General features: G+C 65.8%; 43 protein-coding genes and 1 tRNA gene. 41 read left to right on the forward strand and 3 right to left on the reverse strand.

All coding sequences use genetic code 11. The features are described 5' to 3' along the window. Nucleotides 1-354 precede the first annotated feature (354 nt). From AC4FS1_RS17385 to AC4FS1_RS17395, 3 genes are read left to right on the forward strand one after another with little or no spacing between them, the layout of a single operon-like run. Nucleotides 355-543: a hypothetical protein gene (locus AC4FS1_RS17385; RefSeq protein WP_491157088.1), complete on the forward strand. Its 189-nt coding sequence runs from the start codon at nt 355-357 to the stop codon at nt 541-543. Then, the gene (locus AC4FS1_RS17390; RefSeq protein ID WP_491157090.1) at nt 543-872 is read left to right on the forward strand and encodes a hypothetical protein; all 330 of its coding nucleotides are present in this window, start codon (nt 543-545) and stop codon (nt 870-872) included. The genes AC4FS1_RS17385 and AC4FS1_RS17390 overlap by 1 nt, the downstream gene beginning before the upstream one ends. Next, nucleotides 862-2,064, forward strand: coding sequence for a tyrosine-type recombinase/integrase (locus AC4FS1_RS17395; RefSeq protein WP_491157091.1), 1,203 nt, complete (start codon nt 862-864; stop codon nt 2,062-2,064). The genes AC4FS1_RS17390 and AC4FS1_RS17395 overlap by 11 nt, the downstream gene beginning before the upstream one ends. Here AC4FS1_RS17395 and AC4FS1_RS17400 read toward each other — a convergent pair. Next, a complete protein-coding gene (locus AC4FS1_RS17400) occupies nt 2,021-2,413 on the reverse strand; it encodes an ImmA/IrrE family metallo-endopeptidase (protein ID WP_491157092.1) in 393 nt (130 codons plus the stop codon). The two genes, AC4FS1_RS17395 and AC4FS1_RS17400, sit on opposite strands and share 44 nt — an antisense overlap. Continuing rightward, nucleotides 2,385-2,831: a helix-turn-helix domain-containing protein gene (locus AC4FS1_RS17405; RefSeq protein WP_491157093.1), complete on the reverse strand. Its 447-nt coding sequence runs from the start codon at nt 2,829-2,831 to the stop codon at nt 2,385-2,387. The genes AC4FS1_RS17400 and AC4FS1_RS17405 overlap by 29 nt, the downstream gene beginning before the upstream one ends. Before the next feature lie 92 nt (nt 2,832-2,923). On the opposite strand from AC4FS1_RS17405, the gene AC4FS1_RS17410 reads away from it, so the two are divergent. From AC4FS1_RS17410 to AC4FS1_RS17495, 18 genes are all read left to right on the forward strand, one after another. Beyond that, entirely contained in the window at nt 2,924-3,094 is a 171-nt protein-coding gene (locus tag AC4FS1_RS17410; RefSeq protein WP_491157094.1) for a hypothetical protein, read from the forward strand. Beyond that, the gene (locus AC4FS1_RS17415; protein WP_491157095.1) at nt 3,091-3,303 is read left to right on the forward strand and encodes a helix-turn-helix domain-containing protein; all 213 of its coding nucleotides are present in this window, start codon (nt 3,091-3,093) and stop codon (nt 3,301-3,303) included. The genes AC4FS1_RS17410 and AC4FS1_RS17415 overlap by 4 nt, the downstream gene beginning before the upstream one ends. Next, complete coding sequence (locus AC4FS1_RS17420) at nt 3,300-3,494, forward strand: hypothetical protein (protein ID WP_491157096.1); 195 nt, start codon at nt 3,300-3,302, stop codon at nt 3,492-3,494. The genes AC4FS1_RS17415 and AC4FS1_RS17420 overlap by 4 nt, the downstream gene beginning before the upstream one ends. Before the next feature lie 2 nt (nt 3,495-3,496). Then, nucleotides 3,497-3,778: a hypothetical protein gene (locus AC4FS1_RS17425; RefSeq protein ID WP_491157097.1), complete on the forward strand. Its 282-nt coding sequence runs from the start codon at nt 3,497-3,499 to the stop codon at nt 3,776-3,778. 553 nt (nt 3,779-4,331) lie between these two features. Continuing rightward, nucleotides 4,332-4,955, forward strand: a complete 624-nt coding sequence (locus AC4FS1_RS17430; protein ID WP_491157098.1) for a DNA polymerase III subunit beta family protein — start codon at nt 4,332-4,334, stop codon at nt 4,953-4,955. A gap of 72 nt (nt 4,956-5,027) precedes the next feature. Continuing rightward, entirely contained in the window at nt 5,028-5,234 is a 207-nt protein-coding gene (locus tag AC4FS1_RS17435; RefSeq protein ID WP_491157100.1) for a hypothetical protein, read from the forward strand. Next, nucleotides 5,231-5,566: a hypothetical protein gene (locus AC4FS1_RS17440; protein WP_491157102.1), complete on the forward strand. Its 336-nt coding sequence runs from the start codon at nt 5,231-5,233 to the stop codon at nt 5,564-5,566. Before AC4FS1_RS17435 ends, AC4FS1_RS17440 begins: the two co-directional genes overlap by 4 nt. Beyond that, a complete protein-coding gene (locus AC4FS1_RS17445) occupies nt 5,563-5,775 on the forward strand; it encodes a hypothetical protein (protein ID WP_491157104.1) in 213 nt (70 codons plus the stop codon). The genes AC4FS1_RS17440 and AC4FS1_RS17445 overlap by 4 nt, the downstream gene beginning before the upstream one ends. A 17-nt stretch (nt 5,776-5,792) precedes the next feature. Next, nucleotides 5,793-6,146 (forward strand): hypothetical protein, encoded by a 354-nt coding sequence (locus AC4FS1_RS17450; RefSeq protein WP_491157106.1) that lies wholly within the window; start codon nt 5,793-5,795, stop codon nt 6,144-6,146. 3 nt (nt 6,147-6,149) lie between these two features. Then, nucleotides 6,150-7,136 (forward strand): AAA family ATPase, encoded by a 987-nt coding sequence (locus AC4FS1_RS17455; RefSeq protein WP_491157108.1) that lies wholly within the window; start codon nt 6,150-6,152, stop codon nt 7,134-7,136. Further along, nucleotides 7,133-7,513 (forward strand): HNH endonuclease, encoded by a 381-nt coding sequence (locus tag AC4FS1_RS17460; RefSeq protein WP_491157109.1) that lies wholly within the window; start codon nt 7,133-7,135, stop codon nt 7,511-7,513. Before AC4FS1_RS17455 ends, AC4FS1_RS17460 begins: the two co-directional genes overlap by 4 nt. Continuing rightward, complete coding sequence (locus AC4FS1_RS17465) at nt 7,510-8,670, forward strand: DNA-methyltransferase (protein ID WP_491157111.1); 1,161 nt, start codon at nt 7,510-7,512, stop codon at nt 8,668-8,670. Before AC4FS1_RS17460 ends, AC4FS1_RS17465 begins: the two co-directional genes overlap by 4 nt. 208 nt (nt 8,671-8,878) lie before the next feature. Beyond that, nucleotides 8,879-9,223, forward strand: a complete 345-nt coding sequence (locus AC4FS1_RS17470) for an HNH endonuclease (RefSeq protein WP_491157198.1) — start codon at nt 8,879-8,881, stop codon at nt 9,221-9,223. Continuing rightward, nucleotides 9,198-9,884, forward strand: a complete 687-nt coding sequence (locus tag AC4FS1_RS17475; protein WP_491157112.1) for a hypothetical protein — start codon at nt 9,198-9,200, stop codon at nt 9,882-9,884. The genes AC4FS1_RS17470 and AC4FS1_RS17475 overlap by 26 nt, the downstream gene beginning before the upstream one ends. A gap of 78 nt (nt 9,885-9,962) precedes the next feature. After that, nucleotides 9,963-10,148 (forward strand): hypothetical protein, encoded by a 186-nt coding sequence (locus AC4FS1_RS17480; protein ID WP_491157113.1) that lies wholly within the window; start codon nt 9,963-9,965, stop codon nt 10,146-10,148. Nucleotides 10,149-10,240: 92 nt separating this feature from the next. Continuing rightward, nucleotides 10,241-11,062: a hypothetical protein gene (locus AC4FS1_RS17485; protein WP_491157114.1), complete on the forward strand. Its 822-nt coding sequence runs from the start codon at nt 10,241-10,243 to the stop codon at nt 11,060-11,062. After that, nucleotides 11,059-11,481, forward strand: a complete 423-nt coding sequence (locus tag AC4FS1_RS17490) for a hypothetical protein (RefSeq protein ID WP_491157116.1) — start codon at nt 11,059-11,061, stop codon at nt 11,479-11,481. The genes AC4FS1_RS17485 and AC4FS1_RS17490 overlap by 4 nt, the downstream gene beginning before the upstream one ends. A 175-nt stretch (nt 11,482-11,656) precedes the next feature. Next, nucleotides 11,657-11,827 (forward strand): hypothetical protein, encoded by a 171-nt coding sequence (locus AC4FS1_RS17495; protein WP_491157118.1) that lies wholly within the window; start codon nt 11,657-11,659, stop codon nt 11,825-11,827. A 28-nt stretch (nt 11,828-11,855) separates the two neighbouring features. Here AC4FS1_RS17495 and AC4FS1_RS17500 read toward each other — a convergent pair whose 3' ends face one another. Continuing rightward, nucleotides 11,856-12,014: a hypothetical protein gene (locus AC4FS1_RS17500; protein WP_491157120.1), complete on the reverse strand. Its 159-nt coding sequence runs from the start codon at nt 12,012-12,014 to the stop codon at nt 11,856-11,858. A gap of 61 nt (nt 12,015-12,075) precedes the next feature. Between AC4FS1_RS17500 and AC4FS1_RS17505 the strand changes: the two genes are divergently transcribed. The 20 genes from AC4FS1_RS17505 (at nt 12,076) to AC4FS1_RS17600 (ending at nt 23,050) form a co-directional block, all read left to right on the forward strand. Next, nucleotides 12,076-12,312: a hypothetical protein gene (locus AC4FS1_RS17505; protein ID WP_491157121.1), complete on the forward strand. Its 237-nt coding sequence runs from the start codon at nt 12,076-12,078 to the stop codon at nt 12,310-12,312. Beyond that, complete coding sequence (locus AC4FS1_RS17510; protein ID WP_491157123.1) at nt 12,312-12,782, forward strand: hypothetical protein; 471 nt, start codon at nt 12,312-12,314, stop codon at nt 12,780-12,782. The genes AC4FS1_RS17505 and AC4FS1_RS17510 overlap by 1 nt, the downstream gene beginning before the upstream one ends. A 695-nt stretch (nt 12,783-13,477) precedes the next feature. Then, complete coding sequence (locus tag AC4FS1_RS17515; protein WP_491157125.1) at nt 13,478-13,636, forward strand: hypothetical protein; 159 nt, start codon at nt 13,478-13,480, stop codon at nt 13,634-13,636. Between the two features lie 335 nt (nt 13,637-13,971). Then, nucleotides 13,972-14,511 (forward strand): DNA N-6-adenine-methyltransferase, encoded by a 540-nt coding sequence (locus AC4FS1_RS17520; protein WP_491157127.1) that lies wholly within the window; start codon nt 13,972-13,974, stop codon nt 14,509-14,511. Beyond that, the gene (locus AC4FS1_RS17525; RefSeq protein ID WP_491157128.1) at nt 14,508-14,780 is read left to right on the forward strand and encodes a hypothetical protein; all 273 of its coding nucleotides are present in this window, start codon (nt 14,508-14,510) and stop codon (nt 14,778-14,780) included. The genes AC4FS1_RS17520 and AC4FS1_RS17525 overlap by 4 nt, the downstream gene beginning before the upstream one ends. A 135-nt stretch (nt 14,781-14,915) precedes the next feature. Beyond that, nucleotides 14,916-15,191: a hypothetical protein gene (locus AC4FS1_RS17530; protein WP_491157130.1), complete on the forward strand. Its 276-nt coding sequence runs from the start codon at nt 14,916-14,918 to the stop codon at nt 15,189-15,191. Further along, complete coding sequence (locus AC4FS1_RS17535) at nt 15,191-15,550, forward strand: hypothetical protein (protein ID WP_491157132.1); 360 nt, start codon at nt 15,191-15,193, stop codon at nt 15,548-15,550. The genes AC4FS1_RS17530 and AC4FS1_RS17535 overlap by 1 nt, the downstream gene beginning before the upstream one ends. After that, nucleotides 15,543-15,770, forward strand: coding sequence for a hypothetical protein (locus tag AC4FS1_RS17540; RefSeq protein WP_491157133.1), 228 nt, complete (start codon nt 15,543-15,545; stop codon nt 15,768-15,770). Before AC4FS1_RS17535 ends, AC4FS1_RS17540 begins: the two co-directional genes overlap by 8 nt. Before the next feature lie 82 nt (nt 15,771-15,852). Continuing rightward, complete coding sequence (locus tag AC4FS1_RS17545; RefSeq protein ID WP_491157135.1) at nt 15,853-16,056, forward strand: hypothetical protein; 204 nt, start codon at nt 15,853-15,855, stop codon at nt 16,054-16,056. Between the two features lie 73 nt (nt 16,057-16,129). After that, on the forward strand, nt 16,130-16,429 hold the full coding sequence (locus AC4FS1_RS17550) for a hypothetical protein (protein ID WP_491157137.1): 300 nt from the start codon (nt 16,130-16,132) through the stop codon (nt 16,427-16,429). Continuing rightward, nucleotides 16,422-17,183: a DUF7341 domain-containing protein gene (locus AC4FS1_RS17555; protein ID WP_491157139.1), complete on the forward strand. Its 762-nt coding sequence runs from the start codon at nt 16,422-16,424 to the stop codon at nt 17,181-17,183. Before AC4FS1_RS17550 ends, AC4FS1_RS17555 begins: the two co-directional genes overlap by 8 nt. A 352-nt stretch (nt 17,184-17,535) precedes the next feature. Beyond that, a tRNA-Gln gene (locus AC4FS1_RS17560) sits at nt 17,536-17,606 on the forward strand. A gap of 1 nt (nt 17,607) precedes the next feature. Then, nucleotides 17,608-17,841, forward strand: coding sequence for a hypothetical protein (locus tag AC4FS1_RS17565; RefSeq protein ID WP_491157141.1), 234 nt, complete (start codon nt 17,608-17,610; stop codon nt 17,839-17,841). Nucleotides 17,842-17,888: 47 nt separating this feature from the next. Continuing rightward, a complete protein-coding gene (locus tag AC4FS1_RS17570) occupies nt 17,889-18,062 on the forward strand; it encodes a hypothetical protein (protein WP_491157142.1) in 174 nt (57 codons plus the stop codon). Between the two features lie 234 nt (nt 18,063-18,296). Continuing rightward, a complete protein-coding gene (locus AC4FS1_RS17575; RefSeq protein ID WP_491157144.1) occupies nt 18,297-18,584 on the forward strand; it encodes an HNH endonuclease in 288 nt (95 codons plus the stop codon). Between the two features lie 91 nt (nt 18,585-18,675). Beyond that, a complete protein-coding gene (locus tag AC4FS1_RS17580) occupies nt 18,676-18,978 on the forward strand; it encodes a hypothetical protein (protein ID WP_491157146.1) in 303 nt (100 codons plus the stop codon). Nucleotides 18,979-19,033: 55 nt separating this feature from the next. Beyond that, the gene (locus AC4FS1_RS17585) at nt 19,034-20,434 is read left to right on the forward strand and encodes a hypothetical protein (RefSeq protein WP_491157148.1); all 1,401 of its coding nucleotides are present in this window, start codon (nt 19,034-19,036) and stop codon (nt 20,432-20,434) included. Then, entirely contained in the window at nt 20,434-21,834 is a 1,401-nt protein-coding gene (locus AC4FS1_RS17590) for a phage portal protein (RefSeq protein ID WP_491157150.1), read from the forward strand. Before AC4FS1_RS17585 ends, AC4FS1_RS17590 begins: the two co-directional genes overlap by 1 nt. Continuing rightward, nucleotides 21,812-22,480, forward strand: a complete 669-nt coding sequence (locus AC4FS1_RS17595) for a VG15 protein (protein ID WP_491157152.1) — start codon at nt 21,812-21,814, stop codon at nt 22,478-22,480. Before AC4FS1_RS17590 ends, AC4FS1_RS17595 begins: the two co-directional genes overlap by 23 nt. A gap of 75 nt (nt 22,481-22,555) precedes the next feature. Continuing rightward, nucleotides 22,556-23,050, forward strand: a complete 495-nt coding sequence (locus AC4FS1_RS17600) for a hypothetical protein (RefSeq protein ID WP_491157154.1) — start codon at nt 22,556-22,558, stop codon at nt 23,048-23,050. The last annotated feature ends 2 nt before the right edge of the window (nt 23,051-23,052 follow it).

Here is a 23,052-nt window from a genome sequence, read left to right on the forward strand (position 1 = left end):
TGTAGCAGGAGCGGGGCTTGAACCCGCGACCTCACGATTATGAGTTGTGAGGCGGATGTCGAAATAGCGCTGTACAGAACCTATCCAGGCGTGTAACGTGTCAGATATGACCGATGGAGGCCGATAGGGGAAGATCTCTACGGCTACACCGGCGGCTACACCAACCTTGGCCGGAAGGAACGCCCAGATGCTCAAGCGCATCAGCCGTAGAAGACCACGACGCTTCCAACACGTAGGCGTCATCAACCAGCAAGTCTGGAGCGCCCACGGGAGAAGGACACCCCGAGTGGCGGGGGCCTCGCGCCCCCGCCCGGACCTTTCCCAGCGACAGAACAACCACCCAGGAGGCGAATCGTGATCATCAACGGATACATCCTCGATGTGCGATGGGATGTCGAGAACATGCCCCAGCACATCGGACCGTTCGAGTCGATCGCAGAGGCTAACGACTTTGCCCGGCTCAACGTGCCCAACGGAACATGGGAGGCACGTCCGCTGGCCGCACCCTATGCACGCGCTCACCACGCGAACGGCAGCAAGTGATGACCGCCGAACCGGAGGACGCGACTCCTGAGATCGGCCAGGAGATCGCCGCCGAAATCGAGGCGCGCGGGGCAGCCCGGTTCATGGGGACCGCCGTGTACACGCCGAAGGACTTCTGGGCCGAGATTGCGCGGCGCGCCATCGAAGCTCACGACGCTCAGCCAGCGGCGGACGCGCTACGGGCTGCGGCCAGCTACATCCACGAGAACCGCGAGGCCGACGGTTCCATCCGCGTCATGGTGGGCTCCATCCCCGACTACATCTACCCTGAGTATTTCCTTGAGTCCGAGGCTGACCGGATCGAGCGAGGAACCAGCGGTGCGCGGTAAGGGGGAAGGCGCGGTCTACCGTGTGCCCGCGGACAAGTCGCAGCCGCTCAAGTATTGGACGGGCACGGTCGAACTCCCCCCTCTGAATGGCGACCGCCGACGCAAGGTGGTGCGCCGGAAGAACAAGGCTGAGCTGCTCACCGAACTCGACCGGCTCCGTGGGGAACTCGCGACCCGCGGCGACCTCCCAACGAAGAATCAGACCGTCGAGCAGTGGTTCACCTACTGGGTTGAGCAGGTCGCGGCGAAAGAGGTTCGCCCGAACACGCTCGACGGGTACCGGCGCACGATCAAGAACCACATCATCCCGTCGATCGGGAAGGTGAAGCTCGACAAGCTCACCGCCGCCCACATTCGCCGGGTGCACGACGGGATCCTCGCGAAGGGGCTCTCGTCCACGACCGCGCTTCTCGCGCACCGCATCCTGTCGGTATCGCTGAAGATCGCCGTCCGGGAAGGCCGGATCGGACGGAACCCCGCCAACCTCACCGCTCCCCCACGTAAAGCGCGGCCCGCGCTGGAGGCCCTCGAGCTTCCCGAAGCTCTGCAGCTGCTCGAGTACGCGTCGACCGACGTTCAGAAGGGCGCATGGCTCGCGACGGTGCTGCTGTCCGGTGCCCGCCGCGGGGAGGTCCTCGGGTTGGAACGCGACCGTGTGACCGACGTCCTGGACCTGTCGTGGCAGCTGCTCCGCCTGCCGCTCACCGACAAGGATGGGAAACCGGAGGTCCCCGCCGACTACGAGTACCGCCACCTCACCGGTGGCCTGTACCTGACCCGGCCGAAGTCTTCGAAGTCGTGGCGGATCATCCCCCTCGTCAACCCGCTGCGAGAGATCCTCGAACGGCACATCGCGGTCACGCCCGATAACCCGTGGGGGCTCGTGTTCACTCACAAGGGGCGCCCCATCGGCCCCGACATCGCATCCGTGGACTGGCGCGAGTCCCTCACCGCTGCCGGAATCGGGAAGAACGTCCGACTGCACGACGGCCGGCACACCGCGGTCGACCTCATGCTCGAGGCGGGGGTGCACGAAGACGTCGTGATGGACATCTTCGGCCACTCCACCCGCGCTGTGGTCCGCGGCTACAAGTCACCGCACAACCGGAAGCGCCTCTTCGCAGCGATGCAACAGTTCTCCGAGCTGTTCACGCAGCTTGAGACAGAACGAACGCGCGAAATAGGCGCGTAGTCACCCCGAGCTCCGCGACGATCCGTTGCTCGTCCTGGCACCACCGGTACAGGTCCGCGAGTTCGTCGGGGTCGATGAGGTGGTGAGCGGCGAACTGGTCCGCCTGCCGTTCGTGCTTCGGCCTGTCGTCCGGGTGCGCGAGCACCGCGTGACCGAGTTCGTGGGCGAGTACGTTCCGTTGAGCGCCGGGCCGCAACCGGGAGTGAATGAGGATCGTGTCACTCTCTGGGAGCCACAGCCCATGCGCGGTGCGTAGCGGACGCACGAACACGTCGAAGCCGAGCCGGTCGGCGTGCTCCCACGGGTCGTATGCGCGACCTCTAGGGAGCGTCAGATTCCGACTGCTCATTCTCAGTGTCGTGGTTTGCGGCGCGCGGCGATGAGCGCTCATCCCACCCCTCCCCCACGAAGTGCGCCTCTTTCTCGGCGCGCTTCCGTTCCATTTCGTCGACCGTAGGTGCAGGGTCGGACACTGGGTGTTCGGCGAGGAACTTCTCCATGCCGCCGTACTCGTCCAACGCTTCCTGCAGCATGGTCGCCGCAGCGGACTCGAGTTTGGTGGGTGCCGCAACCGCGCCGGCGATCAGTTCGAACTCGCTAACGGACAGGGCGCGTGCGCCGCGGATGCTGCGACCAACGAGGGTCGGGGCGATCCCCGTAGCCGCGGCGAGGTCTTCCTGGCGCATGCCGCGCTTGTTCATGTGGTTCTCAATGACCGTTCCGACCCACTCGTCGAACGTCTCGGGGGGCTTCCGCTTCTTAGGCATGGTTCCAGAGTAGCGCTGTGATCTTCCAAATCTGACCAGAAAAGTTCCGGATTAGGTTGTATCGGTCGGGTCCGGCATGTAATGTTCCAGATATGACCGATCCGAGGAGAACCGCTGGGACGAAGGTCCCCCGCGATGAGGCCACCCGCCCACACGATCTCGACATGCTGCGCGCGAACGACGCGCTTCTCGTCGACTTCGTGCGAGCGGGTGGCCTTTCTGGTCTCACGCCCGCCGAGATGTTCCCGGAGCGTGCGGCATGAAGACACCACCGAAAGTCCAGCCGCTCGCGGTGCCGCTCCCCGAAGCGGCCGCGATGGTCGGCATCTCCGTCGACAAGCTCCGTCAGCACATCGACCGCAACGAACTCGTCCCGTCGTACATCGACTTCAAGCCCGTCATCAAGCTCACGGAACTGCAGCGCTGGCTCGACGCCCGCCCAGCTGAGCGCCCCGAGGCGGTGTCGGGATGAACAGCCTCGACTTCATCCTCCAGGGCGGTGCATGGATCCTCGGGCTCATGGCCCTCTACGGGTGCTGGATGATCGCGTGCGCCATGCACGCGGAGCCGAACGAGGCCGACGCGTACTGCTCCTGCGTGGATGAGGAACTCGACGCACAGGACGCGTTCTACGCCGACCTCGCGAAGAACGTGGGGATCTGACCATGCGTAACGCGAACACCGTCGCCCTCAACGAGCCGATCCAGCTGAACCACGCACCGCATGTGCATTCGTACGGCCGGTTCGGTGGGGTGGTGCAGTCCCACATCCGGTTCGACAACGGCATGGAAACAGTCCTGGTCCCTGTGGGGGGCGGGTTCCCGAACGTGACCGACCAGAACGGGTTCACCCTCGGGCTCGATCGGGGCATCTGGGACGAGCCGACTCAAGAGGACCGCGATCGAGTCCGAGCGCTTCTCCGGGAGCGGGAACGCAAGCAGGAGTAACGGCCCACCTTCTCAGCCCTGGCCGCGGTCACACGCGACCTGGGCACAGCCACCGCATACCCGGATTCGGGCGTGCCGGCGCACCCAACTGAACAGAACTCGCAGGAGTAACAGCCCGTCTAGGCCCGCAAGGGAACCGGGGACAGCCCAGGAACTCCAACTCCCGGCTATGAGGACTGCGAGCGGTAACGACCATCGCGAAGCGGACGCTGGCGCTGCACCCGATTTATACGGAGGGGGTGCACTGCTGCGGTGGGGAATCCAATTCGAAGGGATTCGCAAGTTTCGACCTTCCGCGTTGCACCACGGGGCGCGGGACCGGGCGCGGGGTTAGAGCGCCTTTGGCTGGGGATTGGTCACCCGGAACCTCGCCGCGTGGGTTATCGCGGCAGCCCCTGAGCCTGCAATCGGTCGACGCGGAGCATCACCGCGCAGGGGCACTCGAACAATCTCCGGGGGCGGGTGACCGTCTGGAGTGGGACCACCCGCGAGCGGCAGGACCGCACGGGGAACCCGCCCCCGGTTCCGACCACCCAACGCCGAGGAGGCAACCGTGAGCAAGATCATGCTGGACGCGAACCGGGCGAAGTATCTCGCCACCGCCGTCCTTCCCGCCGCGTCGAAGGACGACGTAACCCCGACCCTCACCGGTGCGCATCTGTCCATCGAGAAGGGCAACCTGCGCGTGGTCACCACTGACCGCTACAGGGTGCACGCCGTGCTGCTCACCCTGCTTGGCGACCACGAGGACGACTTCGAGGTCATCCTCCCCAGAACGGCGCTCATGTGGATCCAGAAGAACGCCGGCGCGTTCTCGCGGGGATCTGGCGTGTTCTCACCAGCCGTCGTCATCGAAGTGGAGGGGGGCCGCGTGACCATCCGGGTCCGCGAGGACAAGGAAGCGACCGCCGCCGACGAACTCACCTTCACGACAGCCGCTATTAAGGGCAAGTTTCCGCCCGTCATGAACCTCATTTTCGCCGCGCGCGACAAGGAAGCCACCGCATCCGAGGCACTGTTCACGCCCGATCTGCTCGCATCTGTGCGCGCGCTCGGGGTCGACGCGCACCGCGCCCTCATCAAGTTCACCGAGGGCAGCGGCACAAAGGTCGGCCCCGTCTATATCAAGGTCGGCGATCACGCCGAGGCGCTCATTCAGCCGCACGCTGCGATCTGACCCCCATACCGCCCGCGGTCACCCCTTGGGGAGGTGGCCGCGGGCTTCCCATACCCACCAAAGGGGGCAGCCATGACCGAAGACACCTACATCGGCTGGGTCGAGACCCGCCAGCGCGTGAGCGCCGAGTTCAACGGAGGTGGGGTCTTCGCCACCGGCGAGGTCATCGCATACACCGACCGACCCACCGTCACCATCCGAACCGAAAACGGCCGCCACGTCAGCTGGATCGCTGACATGTGCGTGCCCGTCACAACCTCCGAGACGGAGCAACCATGACCATTCCCATGATCTTCCCCGTGGGGGACACCGCAAGAGCCCGGAGAACCGATCCGAGCTCATCCCACGAAGCGGCGGACCGCAACGACCTCGCCGCGTCCCAGGCTGAGGTCCGGGCGATCCTCCAAGTCCTCGGTGCAGCCACGGACGACATGATCCTCACCCTCAACGAGAAACGTCTCGCGGACGGTAGGGCGATCACGAAGCTCACCCCCTCCCGGGGACGGAGCGCACGCAAGGAGATCAAGGCCGTGGAGGTCGAGGTCGACGGGAAGCCGTTGCGCGCCCCGACCCGGACCGGTTCGTCCGCACAGGTTTGGAGACTCCGATGAGCGCCGACTGGATCGAAGTGAATCGGGGTGTCGACGCGAGTATCGCTCGCCTCCGCGCGGAACGCGACACTCTCGTCGGGCACATCGAGGACCAGATCGCCCAGGCGCTCCTGGAAGCTGCCGCGCTGCGGGAGCAACGCGACACGGTCCTCCTCGACTACGACTCCCGTATCGGGGACCTCGCCGACGCGGCGGAGCGTGAACCGTGACTGGCGCATGGGAGGCAATGACTGCCGCGGAGGTGAACCAGCACCGGGCGCTCAAGTACCTGCCCGGGTACGGGTGGGACGAGTACGTCCGGGAACGCAACACCGGCGGGCGGCCCCTCACCACCATGGGCGGCGCGCAACGGGAAGCGTTCACCGCGGGCGTCATGTGGACCCGCCGCCTGCAACTCACCTGGGACCAGGTCCCGCTCGACGAGGCCGTGTGGGAGCTACGCGCCGGCCGAACCTCAACGTTCTACCCGATCTTCGCGGAGAACCCGTGCGTGTGGGCGAACTGCCCCCACTGCGACGCCCGAACCCTCGTGTACGCGGCAGGCGTGTGCACCGACTGCCAATTCGACTTCCTGGAGTAACCCATGCCCATCACCACAAGACGCCCGACCGGTGTCCCGTCCTGGCCGATCATGCTCCTCGCGGGGCGGGAGAAAGCGGGCAAGACGTGGGCCGCCCTTGAAGCCTCCGCGTCACCGATGATCGGACGCACCCTGTACATCGGCATCGGGGAGGACGACCCGGACGAGTACGCGCTGATCCCCGGCGCGGACTTCGAGATCGTCGAACACGACGGCACCTACCCGGGCATCCTCAACGCCGTCACCGCGGCCGTCAACGAACCGCAAGGGGGCACGCCCACGCTGATCGTCGTGGACTCGATGACGCGGCTGTGGAACCTCATCGGCGACAACATGCAATCGATCGCGAACCAGCGCGCCAAGGGCAGGAAGAACGCCAACGGCGACTACACGATCAGCGCGGACCTGTGGAACGTCGCCGCAGGCCAGTGGGCGGACGTGATGGACGCGCTCCGCGAACACACCGGCCCGGCCATCCTCACCGCCCGCCTCGACTCCGTCGCCGTCATGGAGAACGGGCAGCCGACCACCGCGAAGGAATGGAAGGTGCAGGCGCACAAGTCGCTCGTGTTCGACGCGGCAGTGGTGGTCGAGATGCGTGAACGCGGACGGTTCCTGGTGACCGGTGTGAAGTCGGCCCGCATCCAGCTCGCCGCCCCGAAGGAGTTCCCCGGGTTCACGGTCGAGCAGATGTGGCGCGACATCGGCCTGCAGGACGGTGCTGGCGAACGGGTCCACGCGACCGTGCAACCGGACACGACCGGTGCGGAACCGAAACCCCGCACCCAGGAACGTGTCGACCGTGCCGTCACCGCCATCGGCAACTCCACCACCGCGGCCGAGCTGGCGAAGGTATGGACTCGTGTCGGACCCGACATCGCAGGTATCGAACGCCTCAAGGCCGCATACGACCAACGGGTGAAGGACCTCGCCGACACTGAGCAGCCCGCGCCTGTGGACGAGTGGGCCGCGCGCCCGGTGCCGGAATGACCCGGACGACCGGGTTCTCGCCCGCGACGGAGGCACTGATCATCGAACGCGACCGCGGATGCTGCTCCCGCTGCGGCAAGCCGGTGACGCACTTTGAGCGGGGCGTGGCGTGGAGCATTCATCACCGTGTCGGTCGAGGCATGGGTGGCTCCAAGGCCGCGTGGATCAATGCAGCCTCCGCCGGGGCGATCCTGTGCGGCAGCGGCACCACCGGGTGTCACGGGGAGATCGAGTCGAACCGTGCGCTCGCGTACGACACCGGCTGGCTGGTCCGCCGCAACGGGACCGCACGCCCCACCGACGTGCCATACGAACACGCCCTCCACGGGTTCGGGTACGCGCTCGACAACGGACTATTCGAACGGATCACACCATGACGGGACCGAGCATCTACTTCGACGGCGGTGACATCGTCCTGCACCACGGTCAGGCGCTCGACGTCGCCCGCACCCTGCCGGACGCATCCGTGCAGACCATCGTCACGTCGCCCCCGTACTACGGGCTCCGCGACTACGGCGAAGAGGGCCAATACGGCGCTGAGGAAACCGTCGAAGAGTACGTCGACGGCATGGTCGCGCTGTTCCGGGAACTCAGGAGGGTTCTGGCGGACGACGGGACGCTCTGGCTGAACCTCGGAGACAGCTTCGCGAACGATGGGAAGTGGGGGGGATCGTCGGGAGGTAAGCATGCGGCGGGCCTGCACGGGAAGTCCGGCATCGGGCGCGGCAAGGTCACGACAGGTCTGCCGGCCAAGAATCTGGTCGGCGTTCCGTGGCGAGTCGCTTTCGGGCTCCAAGCGGACGGGTGGATTCTCCGCTCGGACATCATCTGGCATAAGCCGTCCCCGATGCCCGAGCCCGTCACGGACCGGCCCACGAAAGCCCATGAGTACCTGTTCCTGTTCGCCAAGTCCCCGAGGTACTTCTACGACGCTGACGCGATTGCGGAGACCGCGACCGGCCAGTCGTCTGGGAACGGGTTCGCTCGCCCCGAGAGCATCAGCAAGGGCGGCATCGGACAGGACGAGCCATGGGAGGGCCGGCCCCAGCTGCGCCGAGCGCTCGCACTCGCCAAGGAACACGGGCTCACTGAGCAGCACTTCGCGGCGATCCGTGCGGTCGGGATGAATGACGCAGGCAAGGCGAAGAGCGTGCAGTCAGGTGATGGCAAGAACGCCCCCGAAGTGCAGGCGCTCGCGGACGAAGCGAAAGCTGCGCTCGGGGGTTACTACCGGGAGTTCCTGACGGGTGGCACGAAAAACAAGCGGGACGTCTGGACGGTCAACACCGTGCCGTTCCCCGCGGCACACTTCGCCGTGTATCCGCCCGAACTCATCCGCCCGTGCGTCCTCGCGGGCAGCCGACCGGGCGACACCGTGCTCGACCCGTTCAGCGGGAGCGGCACCACCGGCCAGGTGGCGACATTCGAGGGGCGGAAGTACATCGGAATCGATCTGAACCGGGAGTACCTCGACCTGTCCCTTCAGACCCGATTCGCGCAGCCCGCATTGCCGTGGGGAGGCGACGCAGCATGAGCTTCCGTGCCATGTTCGACTCCACAGGCCTCTGCCCCGGAGGCTGCGAGATGCGGATCAGGCGGGGCGAGAACGTGACGTACGACGAGGCCCACAACGTCATCCATGTGGCGTGTGCGCCGTGGCTTGCCCCGGACCCGCCGGCCGATGTGCGGTGCGTCGTCTGCGGGCGGTCACCATGCACCTGCTGAACAAGAGAGGGAAGACGATGATCGACATCCAACGCAGGACAGACCATCGCGGCCACTTCATCAAGGCCGCAATCCCGGGGCCCGTGAAGCGCGAAGTCGTGGAGCGGGTTGGAGCCCGACCCGGGTCTACCAGCGACGCAGAGTGCCACTACTGCGGTTCCCCCGGTCAGATCTGGTGGCCCCTGACATACAGGGGGAAGGTCGGGTCGCACATCTCCCTCACCGGGCTTGAGTTCGATCACGTGTTCCCGGAGTTCAAGGGGGGACCGACGACAGCAGAAAACATCGTGCTCGCCTGCCGACCGTGCAATAGGGCGAAGAGAGACAAGGTGCCCGATGCGCATCCGATCCATCAAACCTGAGTTCTGGCGGTCCAAGACCATCAGCCGCCTCGACTGGGGAACCCGGCTCGTGCTCAAGGGCTTGGAGTCCTATGTGGACGACAACGGGGTCGGCAAAGACGACATCGCGCTTATCGCTGCCGACGTGTTTCCTCGCGATCTTTCCAGCAACCCTCGCGACACTCTCGCGAGGCTGTCCGAAGCGATTTCTGCTCTCTCGTCGGCCGGTTTGATCATCCAATACGAGCGGGGAGGCGAGGAACTGCTGTATATCGACCGCTGGAAGGACTGGCAGCGCATCGACAAGCCAGGCAAGGGTCGATTCCCCAGGCCAGACGGCAGTTTTGAGTACGCCGAAGAGGTCGCTCGCGACACTTACGGGAGGGCTCCCGAAACCCTCGCGCCTGGAACAGGGGAACAGGGGAACAGGGGAACAGAGGATCAGGGGGGGCAACGCGACGAAACGTCGCCCCCCACCCCGTTCTGCAAGAGACACCCCGAAGGCACCGACACCGCCTGCTCAGGATGCAAGAAAGCCCGCATCGAATGGGACGCACTCAACGCCCCCGCGAAGCCGACCGCACCCGAGTACCGGAACACCACCACGTACTGCACCGAGCACCAGAACTATCCGCTGCCGTGCGACAAGTGCGCAGCTATCGCCGCTGACGCCGCCGCCTAGAGCACTCACCCATTCATCGAGCCTCCGATACGTCGGGGGCTCCGTTCGTCATGCCCACGGGCAGAGAGGCGCGCAGACATGAGCGTCAAGATCACCCTCCTCCTGGAGAACCACACCGGTCCCGATCATCTCGAGGTCACGCTCGAAGGCTCAGAGAGCGGGGACAACCCGCGATTCGTCGGGAGCCAGATCGACAGCATCCTCGACGACCTGAAGGTGCGGTTGCGGGCAATGATCACCGGCTACCACGGAGAGCAGGCGTGAACACCTGCCCCCCGGAGCACAAGCACGGGGAGAACGCGACGTGCTGGGGGAACCACGGGTGCCGGTGCTCGCAGTGCCGTGAAGCACACCGGGTGAGGGTCGACCGTCGCAGACGCAACATCGCGTATGGCCGACACAAGGGACTCATCGACGCCGGCAAAGCCCGAGACCACGTCAACATGCTCCGCGCCTCAGGGTGGCCGGTGAAAGCGATCGCGGAAGCCGCAGGCGTATCCGTGCACACCGTGAACCGTGCATCCCTCACCCTCGGCAAAGGGATCCGGGCCGACTCCGCAACGAAGCTCCTCGCGGTCACCCCGGAACAGGCCCGGCCCGTGCCGGACGCGGCCATGGTCGACTCCACCGGCACCGTCCGCCGCCTGCAAGCACTCATCGCCATCGGATACACCGGCCACGAGCTCGCGCGCAGGATCGGCACACACCCCGCGTACATGACCCGCATCCTCACCCACGCCCGGGTGCACGAGTCCACCCGGGCGAAAGTCGCCGACCTCTACGACGCACTCTGGGACAAGCCCCCGGTGCCCCGCGATAGGAACCACGCCCACCAGATCCGTCGCGCGAAAGACCGCGCCGCCCGCGCCGGATGGGTCCCCCCACTCGGCTGGGACGACGAGGAAATCGACCTGCCAGACGCCGAACCCGCGGTCGTCGAAGTGGAGGACAGCCTCACCCGTCTCGACACGGCCCGCATCGAAGCGGCGGTCGCTGGGGAGCGGGTCCAGCTGTCACCGCTCGAGCGCCGTGAAGTGGTCACCCGCCTCAACGCCCGCAAGTGGTCCGCTTCGCGCATCGCCACGTATGCCGGCTGCGACGGCCGCACGGTCACCCGCATCCGCAAGGAACTCGGACTGCCGTCCTACGACCAGATGGAGATCAGGGACGCAGCATGACGTGGACACTCACCCTCCCGTACGCGTCCATCCCGAAGGGCCTGTCCGGGAACTACCACGGCCACTGGCGCCCACGACACACGTCAACCCGCGAAGTCCGGGACCTCGTCGTTATGCTCGCCCGCTCCGCACGCATCCCCACGATACAACGCATGCAGGTCGAGCTCATCCAGTACGTCACCGGCAACCGGGTCCGCGACGCCGACAACGCCTGGCCACTGCTGAAAGCGTGCGCCGACGCGCTCGCATCCAACCGGGGCACGTCAGCACACCTCGTACCTGACGACACGGACGAGTTCTGCCAGAAGCTCGCACCCCGTATCGAGCACGGCGACGTCGCGCGGTTCGAGCTGATCGTCACCGACCTCACCCACAGACCCGACGACATCGACCAGATCGCGAAGGAACGGCTCACATGAAGCGTCTACAGGTCAGCACCGCCGGCACCGCACCCACCCAACCGTTCGACGCGCCGCTCTGCGGGCGCTGTCCGCGGTGCCATCCCGGCAAAGCCTGGGGCGGCGACGAACTGTGCCGCGTCCTCCCCGACACCCGCCCATGGGTTACATGCCCCTGCCACACCGGAGGTTCCCGATGAGAGTCCACTGCAACGGCTGCGGCGCGGACATCGCGTTCAACGACATGGTCACCCACGACTTCGAATGCGACACCCACTCGCACCGTGGGCCGGACGGGTGGACGAACTGCACACACAAGGAGGCGCGCTGCTACCGGCGATCCGAACCCGACGAGGTGGCGGCATGACCGGCCGACTGTCCTTCTGGATAGGTGCTCAGAGCTTGTTGTGGAGCTTGATCACGCCGGCTCGACTCATCCCGAGCGCGACGGCGATCTGCTCCCAGGTGGCACCTTCCTGGCGTGCTTGCTCGATGAGTTCGGGCCGGCGTTCGATGTCGCGGGCGATTCGCTCGAGCTGTGTGAGTGCCTTCATGACTGCAACTCTACCGTCTACTTTGTTGACACGCCACCGTCTACAAAGTAGACTTATTGACATGAGCAAGCACACCTCCTCCAAGACCATCACCGCCGGAACGCGCATCATCCTCGTGTCCAAGGGCCAGACCCTCGGCGGCGGAGAAGTCATCGCGATCGACGGCAAGGACGTGCTCATCGCCCAGGAGATCGACTACACCATCGGCTCGGACGGCGGTGTTGACACCCTCGTCCGCTCCGAGCTCTCCGTCGACCGCTACACCATCTCCCGCTCCATAGTCGCCTGGGCCGCCTGATGCCCACCCGGTATGCGTCCTTCGCTCACCGGAAGCAGACCTTCAAGCGGGCCGAGGCCCGGGACGCCGAGATCCGCAGGGAGATCGCGGCATGGCCCGGCGGGATCCCGCCGCAGGAACCAAAACGTGAGATCACCTACGCCGAGAACCTCCTACCCGATGCCGAGGGCTACGTGCACGGCATCGTGCAGGCCGACCCGAACTGGGTCGTTCAATGCGACGGATGCGGACGCGTAGCAGTCGGAGCGTCCAGAAACGCTCACGGCCGGCGCTCGAACCTCGTGATCCTGTTCTGCGGCATCACCTTCGGGCACAACGACCCCCGCCGCATGTGTGCGGGGTGCCGCGTCGATGCCGGCTGGAACGACTTCGACACTCAGCAATGCCGCGAACGGCGCGACCACCTCGAGTTCTACGAGAGGCAGATGCAGGAGCGCGAGCCGGCTCTGTTCGGCCAGGCAGACCGATGACCGCCCACATCCGAGAGAAGGCAGCAGCATGAGCACACCGCGCCCGAAGTTGATCGTGATGCAGTGCCGCTGTGGATGCGGGCTATGGGCCGGGTTCCGCCGCCGCCCGACGTGGGATGAGCATGGTCGCGCCATGGAGCAGGGCATATACGCGGTCTCCCACCGCCGGGCCCTGAGTCTGGCTATTCAGTGGCTCAAGAACGCTCAGGCTCCAATCCCAGAGGACGGTGAGCGCTGATGTACGGCTACGAGATGGGCCTCTCCGCTCAGGCTATAGCGGGGTCCGGCAGGGACCACCCGTGGGATCCAAGCGACCTTCTCCGGTGCGTCAGGTACTGCGAACGGGCCGGGATCTCCACCGACGCGCTGCGAGAGCGCATGGCCGGCCGTTCGGATACCTGGGACCGACTTCTCCCCGAGTGGGACCGGCTGGTTGCTCTGCTGCGGCACGAGATGGATACACGGACGGACGACAAGGCGCCACTGACCTACATCGAAATGAAGGTCATCCGCAGCGGCGGCATCAAGTGCCCGCACTGCGAAGGAAGCGGCAGAGGCGAGACATGCCCGAAGTGCAAAGGAACGGGCCGCCGGTCCGGTGGACGATGCCGGGCCGAATGGTGCGCGCGTGGAGCTCACCCCTGCCAACACTGCCGGGGCTACGGCTACCGGACATCTACCGAAGGAGAGAACACATGACCGAGATCGGACGCATCACGATCACGTACGACATCGCTGCTGACGGCGACACGCTCACCGACGTGATCGTGGACGGGGATATCCCCATCGCCACCCAGTTGGGCCTCCTGCGGCTCGCTGAGGACTCCCTACTGCGTGAGGCGGTAGCGGAATGACCGGACATGAGCGGATGCGTGAAGCGATGCACAACGCGATCTACAGCCGCCCACGGGGCGTTTGGGAGCGGCTGACGTTCCGGTTCGCGCGCCGTGCCTACGAGCAGGGATTCAAGGCCGGGTATGCAACCGGGTTCGTGGACGCGGACAGGAAGGCGTCGGAGCGATGACCAAACCGTACAGCGCCCTCGCTCAACAGCTCGCGCAGAAACTCGCGGAGAAGGCGGCACGCAACCTGCGCGCCGTTCCGGATGGACCGTCACGCAAGACCCGAACACCGGGCTTTGGATCGCCCTCGCCATCGCGCTGTCTCACAACCACATGGAGGATGACTGATGCTTGCCGGATTCAAAGCACAGAACCACCCGCAGCAGACCGACGCGCGGGGCGCTCTCGACGAGGTGGACGATCGTGGCACCGAGTCCGGGTTCGTTCGCGGCCTCGAGGAGCGCTTCGGGCAGCCGTTCACCCTCGACGTCGCCGCGGCACCGCACAACACGAAGTGCGAACGGTTCTACACCCGCGCCGACGACGGCCTCGTCCAGTCATGGGCCGGGGAACGGGTCTGGTGCAACCCGCCATACTCCAACCTCGGAGACTGGCTCGCCAAGGCATGGGCGGAGTGGCCGCACACACGCGGCATCGTCATGCTCCTCCCGGCGAACCGGGTCGAGCAGGGCTGGTGGCAGGACCATGTCGAACCGTTCCGCGACCGCGAAGGGTCGCCGCTGCGCGTGGAGTTCCTGCGAGGACGCATGCGATTCAGCCGACCGGACGCAGTCATCGGACCAAAGGGCGACCGCCCCCCGTTCGGATGCGCCCTACTCATCTGGGAGAACCCCGCCCGGACATCTACCGAAGGAGAGAACACATGACCGAGCCGACGCCCAGCTTGAACGAGATCAGGGCTGACTTCATCACCCTCCACACCCGCAACTTCGACGAGTACATGGTGGGCCGGTCTCTTACTTCTGAGCGGGAGTTCTACGGCGCTCAGTTCGATGCCGCGCTGGCCGATCATGACGCCCAGGTGCTCCGAGACGCCGCCGACCGCATCGATCAGGCGCTTTCGGACGTCAGTCGCCCGCTCGGGTGGCTGCGCGCTGAGGCTGACCGGATCGAGGGAGGAACCAGCGATGCCTGAGCCTTGGCCGTGCCTGACGTGCGGTGAGCCGATCCGAGTGAACCCGCACGCAGGCCTGGGCGAACCGCGCTACGTCCACGTGACCCCAGCCGGACACATGGCATTGCGTGGGCCAAATCAACAGGATGGTGCATCGTGATGGAAGATTTCGCGTCGATCGTGGGCGCCTCGACACCCGATTGGCTCGGACGTCGATACGTCGTGCACGTCGTGCAGGGCACGATCCACAGCTACCACCCGGGCCCAGCCCTCAAGCGACGCTTCTGGACGCCGGAGGCCGCTAAGCGCGCCGGCGACCGAGTCATAGAGGCCAAGCGACGCCAGCAGGCACGAGAGGCCGCAGCGCGCAGCGCGGCCTGGAAAGCCACAGGCTATGTACCGCGCGCACGTCACGCAGAGGGGAGCAAGTGATGTCCGCTGTAGATGACGCACGTGCCGTGCTGGCATCCATTGACGACGGCAAGGTGAGCTTCGAACTGCCCTGGTGGGAACGACAGGCACTCGAAGCTTATGGAATCCCCTACGACGTTCTCGGCGCTTTACGCGCCCTAGTCGCCCTGCACGCCGAGACCGGTGTCACCACCGGGGAGGTTCACGTGCTTGACGGAGAACTCGCGCGCGACGAAGGGCACCACGACCTGTTGCCGCTACCCCTCGCCTTCCCGACACGTGAGGCCGCCGAGGCGTACGTCGACTCGCAAGGCCCGCTGTGGGGCGCGTGGTCCATCCGGCGGGTCCCGGTCCACACGGATGGGGGCGACGATGCGTGAGTACGAGTTCGAAGTGGTGGAGCCCATGGTCACCGCGAACATCTACACGGTGAAGGCCCGGACGCGGGCCGAAGCGCTGGCGAAGGTGCTCGACGGGGACCGGCGCGCGAACGGCGTCTATGCGGAGGAAGGCAACATCCTCCCCGCCCGCCCGCTCACTGTTCGCGACGTGAAGCGCGTGCGCCGCGTGTCCGATTCGACCAGGGATGAGCAGCGATGAGCTACGACTGCGAAGACGGCCAGCACCTGGCCTGCGTCGGAAAGACCTGCGGGTGCGCCTGCCATTGCGGGAACGGCGCCTCATGAGAATCCAGCATCCCGAGCCGGTGAAGGTGGAGTGCACTACATACGCGTGCACGCTCAACCGCGACGACCACGAGCTGGTAGATGATCCGAACTTCTCCCACGAGCCTGGCGACGTGTGGCACCACGACGAGACGACGGGTGTGTGGTGGCCCGCCCGCGACGGGCGTCTATGCTCCAGTTCGACCGGTCAGGACGACTGAACCCACCCTCACCCGTTATCCGCCCACTCCGTCTCACGGGGTGGGCGTTCTTTCATCCCAGAAGGGGAACCCCATGAACCGCTGGAACGAGAACGACGACCCCGTGAAGTGGAAGCAACGCGAGGACTACCTGCGCGCGCAAGCACTGAAGAAGGCTGCCGCCGCGTGGAAGAAAGACCACGAGCCCGCACGACCGTTCATCGTCTGGGAAGGGACGCGCGGCGGCAACGCCGAAGGCCGCCACTACAAGCGTCGGTGGCAAGCGATCATCGCCGCTTGGTGGGCCAGCCGGTACAGCGGCCAGGACGTCTGGATCGAACGTCAGCCCACGTACCGCCACATCTACACCGGAGGACACCTGCCCCATGACTGACAACGACCTCCTCGACGCTGTCGACGCGCTCACGAAACCGAGGCACACACGAGTCGTGCAAGAGGTCTACGAGACGATCATGGGCGACGACGGCAGACCGAAGCTCGACGAGAAGGGCAACCCTCGCCGCAAGCTCACCGGCACGAAACCCGTGAAGCTCATCCACGAGCCGCTCCTCAGGCAACTTCAGGGCGCGATCAGCGGGGCTATGGGCAACACGGAAGGGTCGGCCGCGTCCCTCAAGTTCACCAGGGGAGTGATCAACAGCGACGCACTCTTCCAGTTCGTCCGCATCCGCTCGATGATCACCGACTGGGCGCGGGGAGCCGGCGTCGACCGGTCCGAGGATCCGGTGGTGGAGTTGCGGCGCTGGTATACCGCGTGGACCGCGCAATCGAGACCCGATGCCGACGAGCGCTGGCGCGTGCGGAAGCTCGAATCGTGGGAGACCTTGATCGAGGAGACCATCGACCCGTGGCGTTCCATGCCACTGCCCGGCCCGTGCCCGCGCCCCGATTGCCCCCAGGAGCAGATCGACGGGCTCTGGTTCTACTGGGATCACCGCACCAAAGAGCAGGGCAACCGCCCCCTCCTTGTCGAGTACCGGCAAGGCGAAGGCACCGTCAAAGTCGAGGAGTGGGCACGCGCCCGATGCCGGGCCTGCGGAACCGTATGGGCCACCCCGAGGGCGCTGCAATGGGACCGCGAACACGCCGAGAAGGAAAACGCCGAGGAAGGAATTACAACCGTGTAATTCCGTGGTACATTCGTCACGTCCCCCTACAGCCATGTCCAGGCGAGGGGGATTTCGCATTCTCGCCCCGCCGCCGCACGACTCCAACCTCCTCGCGGCATCCCGCACGTCGTAGACGTCGGCGGGGCAACTCTTCCCACGGTTCGGGGAGCCTCCGGGTTTCCATCACGCGGCGTCGCCTCCGCGTGCCTCGACCGTGGGTTCACTCTTCCCGGTTAGCCGATGCCCCCAACTCGGCCTGTGCCGGTCGAAGGAGATCGCCCACTTCCCACGGGCGGTCGACCATGCCGACAGGGGAGCGCCTGGCGGCCCACAACTGAACACAGCGCAGCCGCTTCGGCGTGGGCGCTATTCTCTCCTGGCCTAACGGCAGGGCGCTCGGTTCTGGACCGAGAAGTCGAGGTTCGAATCCTTGGGGGAGAGCATGAAGCACTATCTGGTCATCAACCATGAGTCGTACGACGCCTCCACCGTCTACGGAGTCTTCGACACGTTCATCGCCGCACGCGACCACATCGAAGCCGAAGCTGCCAAGCCCGACGCCTACTCGTCAGCCCGGATAGCGCAGATCGAAGAGTGGGACGGCGCGAAGAACACCGCAACCTACGAACGCAACTGGCCATCCCCGGCGATCTGGGATCGCACCGACTGGACCTGAGCTACGACATCCCTTCGAGAGATTCCCCACCCGATCGGGGGCACGCCATGGTCACCACGGACACAACGTGGGCTGGACGTCTCAACGGTGCACTCGACTGCATCAGCGACATGACCAAGGACCGCAACGACGCCCTCGACCAGATCAGCGCGTTCCTCCGCAGCCACCCCGAGTTCGACGATGAGCCCCATCTCGTGGCCGCCCGAATCGCGTTGCTGTGAGAACCGCACTCACGCTCGGCGGTGTCCTCGCCGGCATCACCGTGACACTCACCATCCAGCACTACGGCGACCAGTTCCTACGGTGGCTGTTCAGCCTAGGAGACGCCTGATGCCCCGGCAGATGTACCCGTGCGACTTCTGCGGTGGGGAGTACGTGAGCCCACTCGCCGCAGCAATGTGCTGCGAGGCGCTCAACGACGCAGACGACGAGTGGCGCGGGTACAGCTGACAACCATGGTGCAACGCAACTCCACCATGCAAGCCCGCATGCGCGCCCACGTCCGCCGCATCGGTGGGAACTGCAGGCTCTGCGGCGAACCGATCGACTACACGATCCCCTACTTCCTCCCCGGTACACGCACACCCAACCCCGACGCGTACGTAGCCGACCACGTCATCCCCATCGACAAGGGCGGACGTCACGACACCAGCAACGCGCAACCAGCCCACTGGCGATGCAACAGCACCAAACGGGCACGACTCCACTCGCCCATCATCCGACGCAGCGGAGCCCTCGACTGACCCACGGGACCCCCACCCCCTCAGCCTCCCTCCAGGACCTCCGGGGCTAGCCGTTTTCTCTCCCCGACCTTTTTTTCGTTTCCTCTAGGTGGTGACCATGGCTGCTCGTAAACCGAATCTGCGGGCTGTCAAGGCTGACGAGGTCCCTGAGCCGCCGAGGCCGATGTCGCTTCTGGATGCGATCAAGTCGGGCAGCTATGTGCAGATCCTGATTGCGCAGCGTGCCGAGATGGTGGCTTCTCTTCCCGAGACGAAGGGGCCGGCGTTGGCGGCGCTTCACCGTCAGATCTCGATCACGTCGAAGGAGATCGAGGCGCTGATGTCTCGACAGTCCGACGAGGCAGAGGGTGGCGCGAATGTCGAGGACGGAGCCTTCGACGCCGAAGCTATCTGACGTCGCCCGTCACGTCGTTTACCCGAAGGGGATCGTCTCGACGTCGTGGCCAAGGGTGGTTGCTCAGTGCGCGGCGATGGGCGTCTCGTTCGATTCGTGGCAGCACGGCATCGGCACGATTGCTCTCGGTAAGCGGCGCGACGGGAAGTACGCGGCGACTGTCGGTGGCGTGGTGCTGTCGATCCCGAGGCAGGTTGGGAAGACGTTCCTCGTTGGCATGATGATCATCGCCCTGTGCGTGCTTGTGCCTCGGCTGACGGTGCTGTGGACGGCGCACCGGACCCGAACCTCGACGATGACGTTCAAGACCATGCAGGGGATGGTGCGGCGGAAGAAGATCCGCGTGCACCTGGCGCCTGAGCGGAACGACGGTATCCGCGCGACCAACGGTGAGCAGGAGATCCGGTTCAAGAACGGGTCCGTGATCATGTTCGGTGCCCGGGAGAACGGCTTCGGTCGAGGGTTCGACTCTGTGGACATCGAAGTGTTCGATGAGGGGCAGATCCTCACCGAGAAGGCGCTCGAGGACATGGTCCCCGCCGCGAACGCGTCGAAGCAACCCACGGGCGCGCTGCTGTTCTTCATGGGAACCCCTCCCCGGCCCACCGACAACGGCGAAGAGTTCACCAACCGTCGCGCGAAGGCGTTGAGCGGCAAGGCCCGCAACATGGTCTACGTCGAGTTCTCCGCGGACGGTGACGCCGACCCGGACGACCACGACCAGTGGGCGAAAGCGAACCCCTCCTTCCCCTCACGGACTCCGGTGGAGTCGATGGAGCGGATGCGGGAGCAGCTCACCGACGACGACTCGTTCCGGCGTGAAGCTCTCGGCATCTGGGACGCCGCCGGAACGCCCGAGGTCATCGACGCTGATTCGTGGGCCCGCGTCAAGGATCCCGCCTCTATGCCGATCGAACGCCTCACACTCGCGATCGACGTAGCCCCGGACCGTTCTATCGCGTCTGTAGCCCTCGCTGGCCGGCGCGCGGACGGCCTGTGGCATGTGGAGCTCGACGACCAGAAGAAGGGTGTCGAGTGGGTGTCCGCGTGGGTGAAGTCCCGTGCGGAGAAGAACCGCCTGCACGCCGTGGTCGTCGATGTGATGTCGGGTCTGGTGGAGAACCGGAACGGCCGGAATTATCTCGCTGGCACCGACGTGGTGGTGACTCTCGCCGCCGCGGAGGGCCGTGACATGGCGATCGCTTCCGGGCAGTTCTACGACGCGGTCATGGAGTCGACGCCGAAGCTTCGGCACACGGACCAGCCGCAGATGAACGTGGCCCTGTCTGTAGCACGGAAGCGCCCGCTGATGGGTGCGTGGGCGTGGAACCGGAAAGACGCCGAATCGGACATCACTCCCGTGGTGGCCGCGACTCTCGCCCTCTGGGGTGCTCAGAAAGACGATGTTGAACGCCCCACTCGGCGTCAAGGGACCAGGACGGCGGTGATGCTCTAGTGATCGAAGCACTCCGCATCGATGGTCTCTCCGAGGATGAGACGGTCGACCTGAACGCGAACCTCGAGCAGCTGCGTGACAAGCAGAAGCGGAACCTGCTGCGGTCGTCGCTGTATGACGGCAAGCGGGCTGTGAAGCAGATCGGGACGGTGATCCCGCCGCAGTACGCGAAGATCGGTCTCGCTCTCGGGTGGGCCGCGAAGGGTGTGGACGGTCTCGGCCGTCGCTGCGTGCTGGAGAAGATGATCTGGACCGGGGGCGACCTCGACGCGCTCGGATACCCGGAGCTCGTCGACAGCAACTTCCTCATCCCTGAGATATCGCAGGGCCGCACGGACTCCCTCATCCATGGGGTGTCGTACCTGATCACCACCCAGGGGACCGACGACGAGCCGAAGGCTCTGGTTCACACGAAGGACGCGTTGAACGCGACCGGCCAGTGGAACGCGCGAAAGCGTCGCCTGGACAACCTCCTGTCGATCACGTCATGGAAAGACGACCAGGTCACGGGGTTCAACCTGTACCTCGACGGCGTCACGATCGCGGCGGAGAAGGACTCGTCCGGGTGGGCGTTCGATCGATCGGGGCACCCGTGGCATGTGCCTGCTGACCCGCTGGTGTACCGCCCGCGCACGTCACGGCGCATGGGGCGGTCTCGGATCACTCGCGCCGCGATCTCCACACAGGACGCCGCTCTGCGCGCGCTGATCCGCCTCGAAGCGCACATGGACATCTACGCGATCCCGAAGCTGATGCTTCTGGGCGCGGACGAGTCGATCTTCAAGAACGCGGACGGCTCACTGAAGGCGTCATGGCAGATCGCCCTCGGGCGAGCGTTCGGTATCCCCGACGACCCTGACGCGGACCCTCAGAACGCGCGCGCTGACGTGAAGCAGTTCGACGCGGCATCCCCGGAGCCTCACCTGGCGCACCTGAACGCACTAGCGAAGCTCATGGCTCGTGAGATGGACCTTTCCGACTCTGACTTCGCTCTCACCGACCTTGCGAACCCCACCGCCGCTGATTCCTACTCGGAAGCTCGGGAGTCGCTGATCGCTGAGGCCGAAGACGCGACCGATGGATGGTCTACCCCGATCCGTCGTTCGGTGACTCGTGCGCTGGCGATCCAGAACGGCCTCGACGAGATCCCGGCGTCGTGGGCTTCGATCGACACGAAGTGGCGCAACCCGGTTCACCTTTCCCGCGCCGCTGCGGCGGACGCCGGCGCGAAGCAGATCGGCGCTGTCCCCTGGCTCGCTGAGACCGAGGTCGGGCTGGAACTTCTCGGGCTCGATGAACAGCAGATCAAACGCGCCATGGCGGAGAAGCAGAAGGCCGCCGGACGGGCTGTCGTCGCCGCGCTGAGGCCGCGCACCGATGGTGTCGCCACAGCAGTCTAGGCAGGCCCTCGCGGTCGTCTCAGGCGAAGCGGCGGACGTCGCGAACGAGCTCGCTGGACGGCTGCAGGGTGCCCCTGAGGCTCAACGGCTGGTCCTGCTCGAGAACGTCCCCGGGATCATCGACTACTACGCCGCCGGTGCCGGGGCTCTCGCCGCGGACTTCTACGACGAACGCCGCGAGCTTGCCGGGGTGAAGTCGTCGTACATGTCGGAGATCATCGCCGCAGACCGGACGGTGAAGATCCGCCGCGCGGTCGCGTGGGCCGCGGAGCCGCTATTCCAGCCGCTCACGGTAACGGTGGAGCAACGCCTCGCCGAGGTCGTGCAACCCGAGGTTGCCCGGGCGTACCGGGACACGATCACGGGTAACCGTAAGGCGGATCCGGCTTCTGTCGGGTGGCGTCGCGTGGTTGGCGTGTGCTGCCGATTCTGCCGCATGCTCGGCGACCGCGGCGCGGTCTACAAGGAGTCCACTGCACGGTTCGGTGCACACCCCCACTGCGACTGTGGCGCTGAGCCCGTGTTCCAAGGGCAGCCGGCCGGGCCGGAGGCGTCCACGATGCAGTACCTCGCATCCAAGAGGACCCGGACGCCCGCTCAGCGCGCCGAGCTGCGGGCGTACCTGGACACGTACTACCCGGACTAGATTTCCCGCCCCTAGGCGGGCCGTACGCGACGGTTTCGCGGTCATGTGCGACGGCACGGAAACGGGGATACCGGAATGACTGACGCAACGAACACGGACGCCACCACCGAGACGGTGACGGAGTCCGGAGAGCAGCAGGAACAGAGCAAGACCTTCACGCAAGAAGAGGTGAACCGGATCGTCAACGCCCGCCTCAAGCAGCAGGCGAAGAACGAATTCGGCGACTACGAGACGGTCAAGACGACCGCCCAGACGCTCGAACAGCGCCTGGGGTCACTCGAATCGGAACTCACCCAGACGAAGGCTGAAGCGCTCCGCACCCGCATTGCTGCCCGGTTCGGGATCAGCACGGAGAAGGGCGCGAAGGACGAACCGTCCGACGCGGACCTGTTCCTCACCGGTACCGACGAGGCCACCCTCACCGCCCAGGCCCAGCGCCTCGCAGCGCGGCAGGCGGACTCGAAGAAGAACGGCAACGTCGCGCCCAAGGAGGGCGTGACCACACGCACAGGAGACGAGAACAGCGACGCCCGCCAATTCGTGGGCAACCTGTTCGGCGGCTCCGACTAACC

The sequence above is a fragment of the Microbacterium sp. Z12_35 genome (assembly GCF_058310475.1).

Coding starts and splice junctions, on each gene's coding strand:
- AC4FS1_RS17390 (WP_491157090.1), top strand. CDS start 543: ATGACCGCCGAACCGGAGGACGCGACTCCTGAGATCGGCCAGGAGATC.
- AC4FS1_RS17400 (WP_491157092.1), bottom strand. CDS start 2,413: ATGAGCAGTCGGAATCTGACGCTCCCTAGAGGTCGCGCATACGACCCG.
- AC4FS1_RS17405 (WP_491157093.1), bottom strand. CDS start 2,831: ATGCCTAAGAAGCGGAAGCCCCCCGAGACGTTCGACGAGTGGGTCGGA.
- AC4FS1_RS17410 (WP_491157094.1), top strand. CDS start 2,924: ATGACCGATCCGAGGAGAACCGCTGGGACGAAGGTCCCCCGCGATGAG.
- AC4FS1_RS17415 (WP_491157095.1), top strand. CDS start 3,091: ATGAAGACACCACCGAAAGTCCAGCCGCTCGCGGTGCCGCTCCCCGAA.
- AC4FS1_RS17420 (WP_491157096.1), top strand. CDS start 3,300: ATGAACAGCCTCGACTTCATCCTCCAGGGCGGTGCATGGATCCTCGGG.
- AC4FS1_RS17425 (WP_491157097.1), top strand. CDS start 3,497: ATGCGTAACGCGAACACCGTCGCCCTCAACGAGCCGATCCAGCTGAAC.
- AC4FS1_RS17435 (WP_491157100.1), top strand. CDS start 5,028: ATGACCGAAGACACCTACATCGGCTGGGTCGAGACCCGCCAGCGCGTG.
- AC4FS1_RS17440 (WP_491157102.1), top strand. CDS start 5,231: ATGACCATTCCCATGATCTTCCCCGTGGGGGACACCGCAAGAGCCCGG.
- AC4FS1_RS17445 (WP_491157104.1), top strand. CDS start 5,563: ATGAGCGCCGACTGGATCGAAGTGAATCGGGGTGTCGACGCGAGTATC.
- AC4FS1_RS17450 (WP_491157106.1), top strand. CDS start 5,793: ATGACTGCCGCGGAGGTGAACCAGCACCGGGCGCTCAAGTACCTGCCC.
- AC4FS1_RS17455 (WP_491157108.1), top strand. CDS start 6,150: ATGCCCATCACCACAAGACGCCCGACCGGTGTCCCGTCCTGGCCGATC.
- AC4FS1_RS17460 (WP_491157109.1), top strand. CDS start 7,133: ATGACCCGGACGACCGGGTTCTCGCCCGCGACGGAGGCACTGATCATC.
- AC4FS1_RS17465 (WP_491157111.1), top strand. CDS start 7,510: ATGACGGGACCGAGCATCTACTTCGACGGCGGTGACATCGTCCTGCAC.
- AC4FS1_RS17470 (WP_491157198.1), top strand. CDS start 8,879: ATGATCGACATCCAACGCAGGACAGACCATCGCGGCCACTTCATCAAG.
- AC4FS1_RS17475 (WP_491157112.1), top strand. CDS start 9,198: ATGCGCATCCGATCCATCAAACCTGAGTTCTGGCGGTCCAAGACCATC.
- AC4FS1_RS17480 (WP_491157113.1), top strand. CDS start 9,963: ATGAGCGTCAAGATCACCCTCCTCCTGGAGAACCACACCGGTCCCGAT.
- AC4FS1_RS17490 (WP_491157116.1), top strand. CDS start 11,059: ATGACGTGGACACTCACCCTCCCGTACGCGTCCATCCCGAAGGGCCTG.
- AC4FS1_RS17495 (WP_491157118.1), top strand. CDS start 11,657: ATGAGAGTCCACTGCAACGGCTGCGGCGCGGACATCGCGTTCAACGAC.
- AC4FS1_RS17500 (WP_491157120.1), bottom strand. CDS start 12,014: ATGAAGGCACTCACACAGCTCGAGCGAATCGCCCGCGACATCGAACGC.
- AC4FS1_RS17505 (WP_491157121.1), top strand. CDS start 12,076: ATGAGCAAGCACACCTCCTCCAAGACCATCACCGCCGGAACGCGCATC.
- AC4FS1_RS17510 (WP_491157123.1), top strand. CDS start 12,312: ATGCCCACCCGGTATGCGTCCTTCGCTCACCGGAAGCAGACCTTCAAG.
- AC4FS1_RS17515 (WP_491157125.1), top strand. CDS start 13,478: ATGACCGAGATCGGACGCATCACGATCACGTACGACATCGCTGCTGAC.
- AC4FS1_RS17520 (WP_491157127.1), top strand. CDS start 13,972: ATGCTTGCCGGATTCAAAGCACAGAACCACCCGCAGCAGACCGACGCG.
- AC4FS1_RS17525 (WP_491157128.1), top strand. CDS start 14,508: ATGACCGAGCCGACGCCCAGCTTGAACGAGATCAGGGCTGACTTCATC.
- AC4FS1_RS17535 (WP_491157132.1), top strand. CDS start 15,191: ATGTCCGCTGTAGATGACGCACGTGCCGTGCTGGCATCCATTGACGAC.
- AC4FS1_RS17540 (WP_491157133.1), top strand. CDS start 15,543: ATGCGTGAGTACGAGTTCGAAGTGGTGGAGCCCATGGTCACCGCGAAC.
- AC4FS1_RS17545 (WP_491157135.1), top strand. CDS start 15,853: ATGAGAATCCAGCATCCCGAGCCGGTGAAGGTGGAGTGCACTACATAC.
- AC4FS1_RS17550 (WP_491157137.1), top strand. CDS start 16,130: ATGAACCGCTGGAACGAGAACGACGACCCCGTGAAGTGGAAGCAACGC.
- AC4FS1_RS17555 (WP_491157139.1), top strand. CDS start 16,422: ATGACTGACAACGACCTCCTCGACGCTGTCGACGCGCTCACGAAACCG.
- AC4FS1_RS17565 (WP_491157141.1), top strand. CDS start 17,608: ATGAAGCACTATCTGGTCATCAACCATGAGTCGTACGACGCCTCCACC.
- AC4FS1_RS17570 (WP_491157142.1), top strand. CDS start 17,889: ATGGTCACCACGGACACAACGTGGGCTGGACGTCTCAACGGTGCACTC.
- AC4FS1_RS17575 (WP_491157144.1), top strand. CDS start 18,297: ATGGTGCAACGCAACTCCACCATGCAAGCCCGCATGCGCGCCCACGTC.
- AC4FS1_RS17595 (WP_491157152.1), top strand. CDS start 21,812: ATGGTGTCGCCACAGCAGTCTAGGCAGGCCCTCGCGGTCGTCTCAGGC.
- AC4FS1_RS17600 (WP_491157154.1), top strand. CDS start 22,556: ATGACTGACGCAACGAACACGGACGCCACCACCGAGACGGTGACGGAG.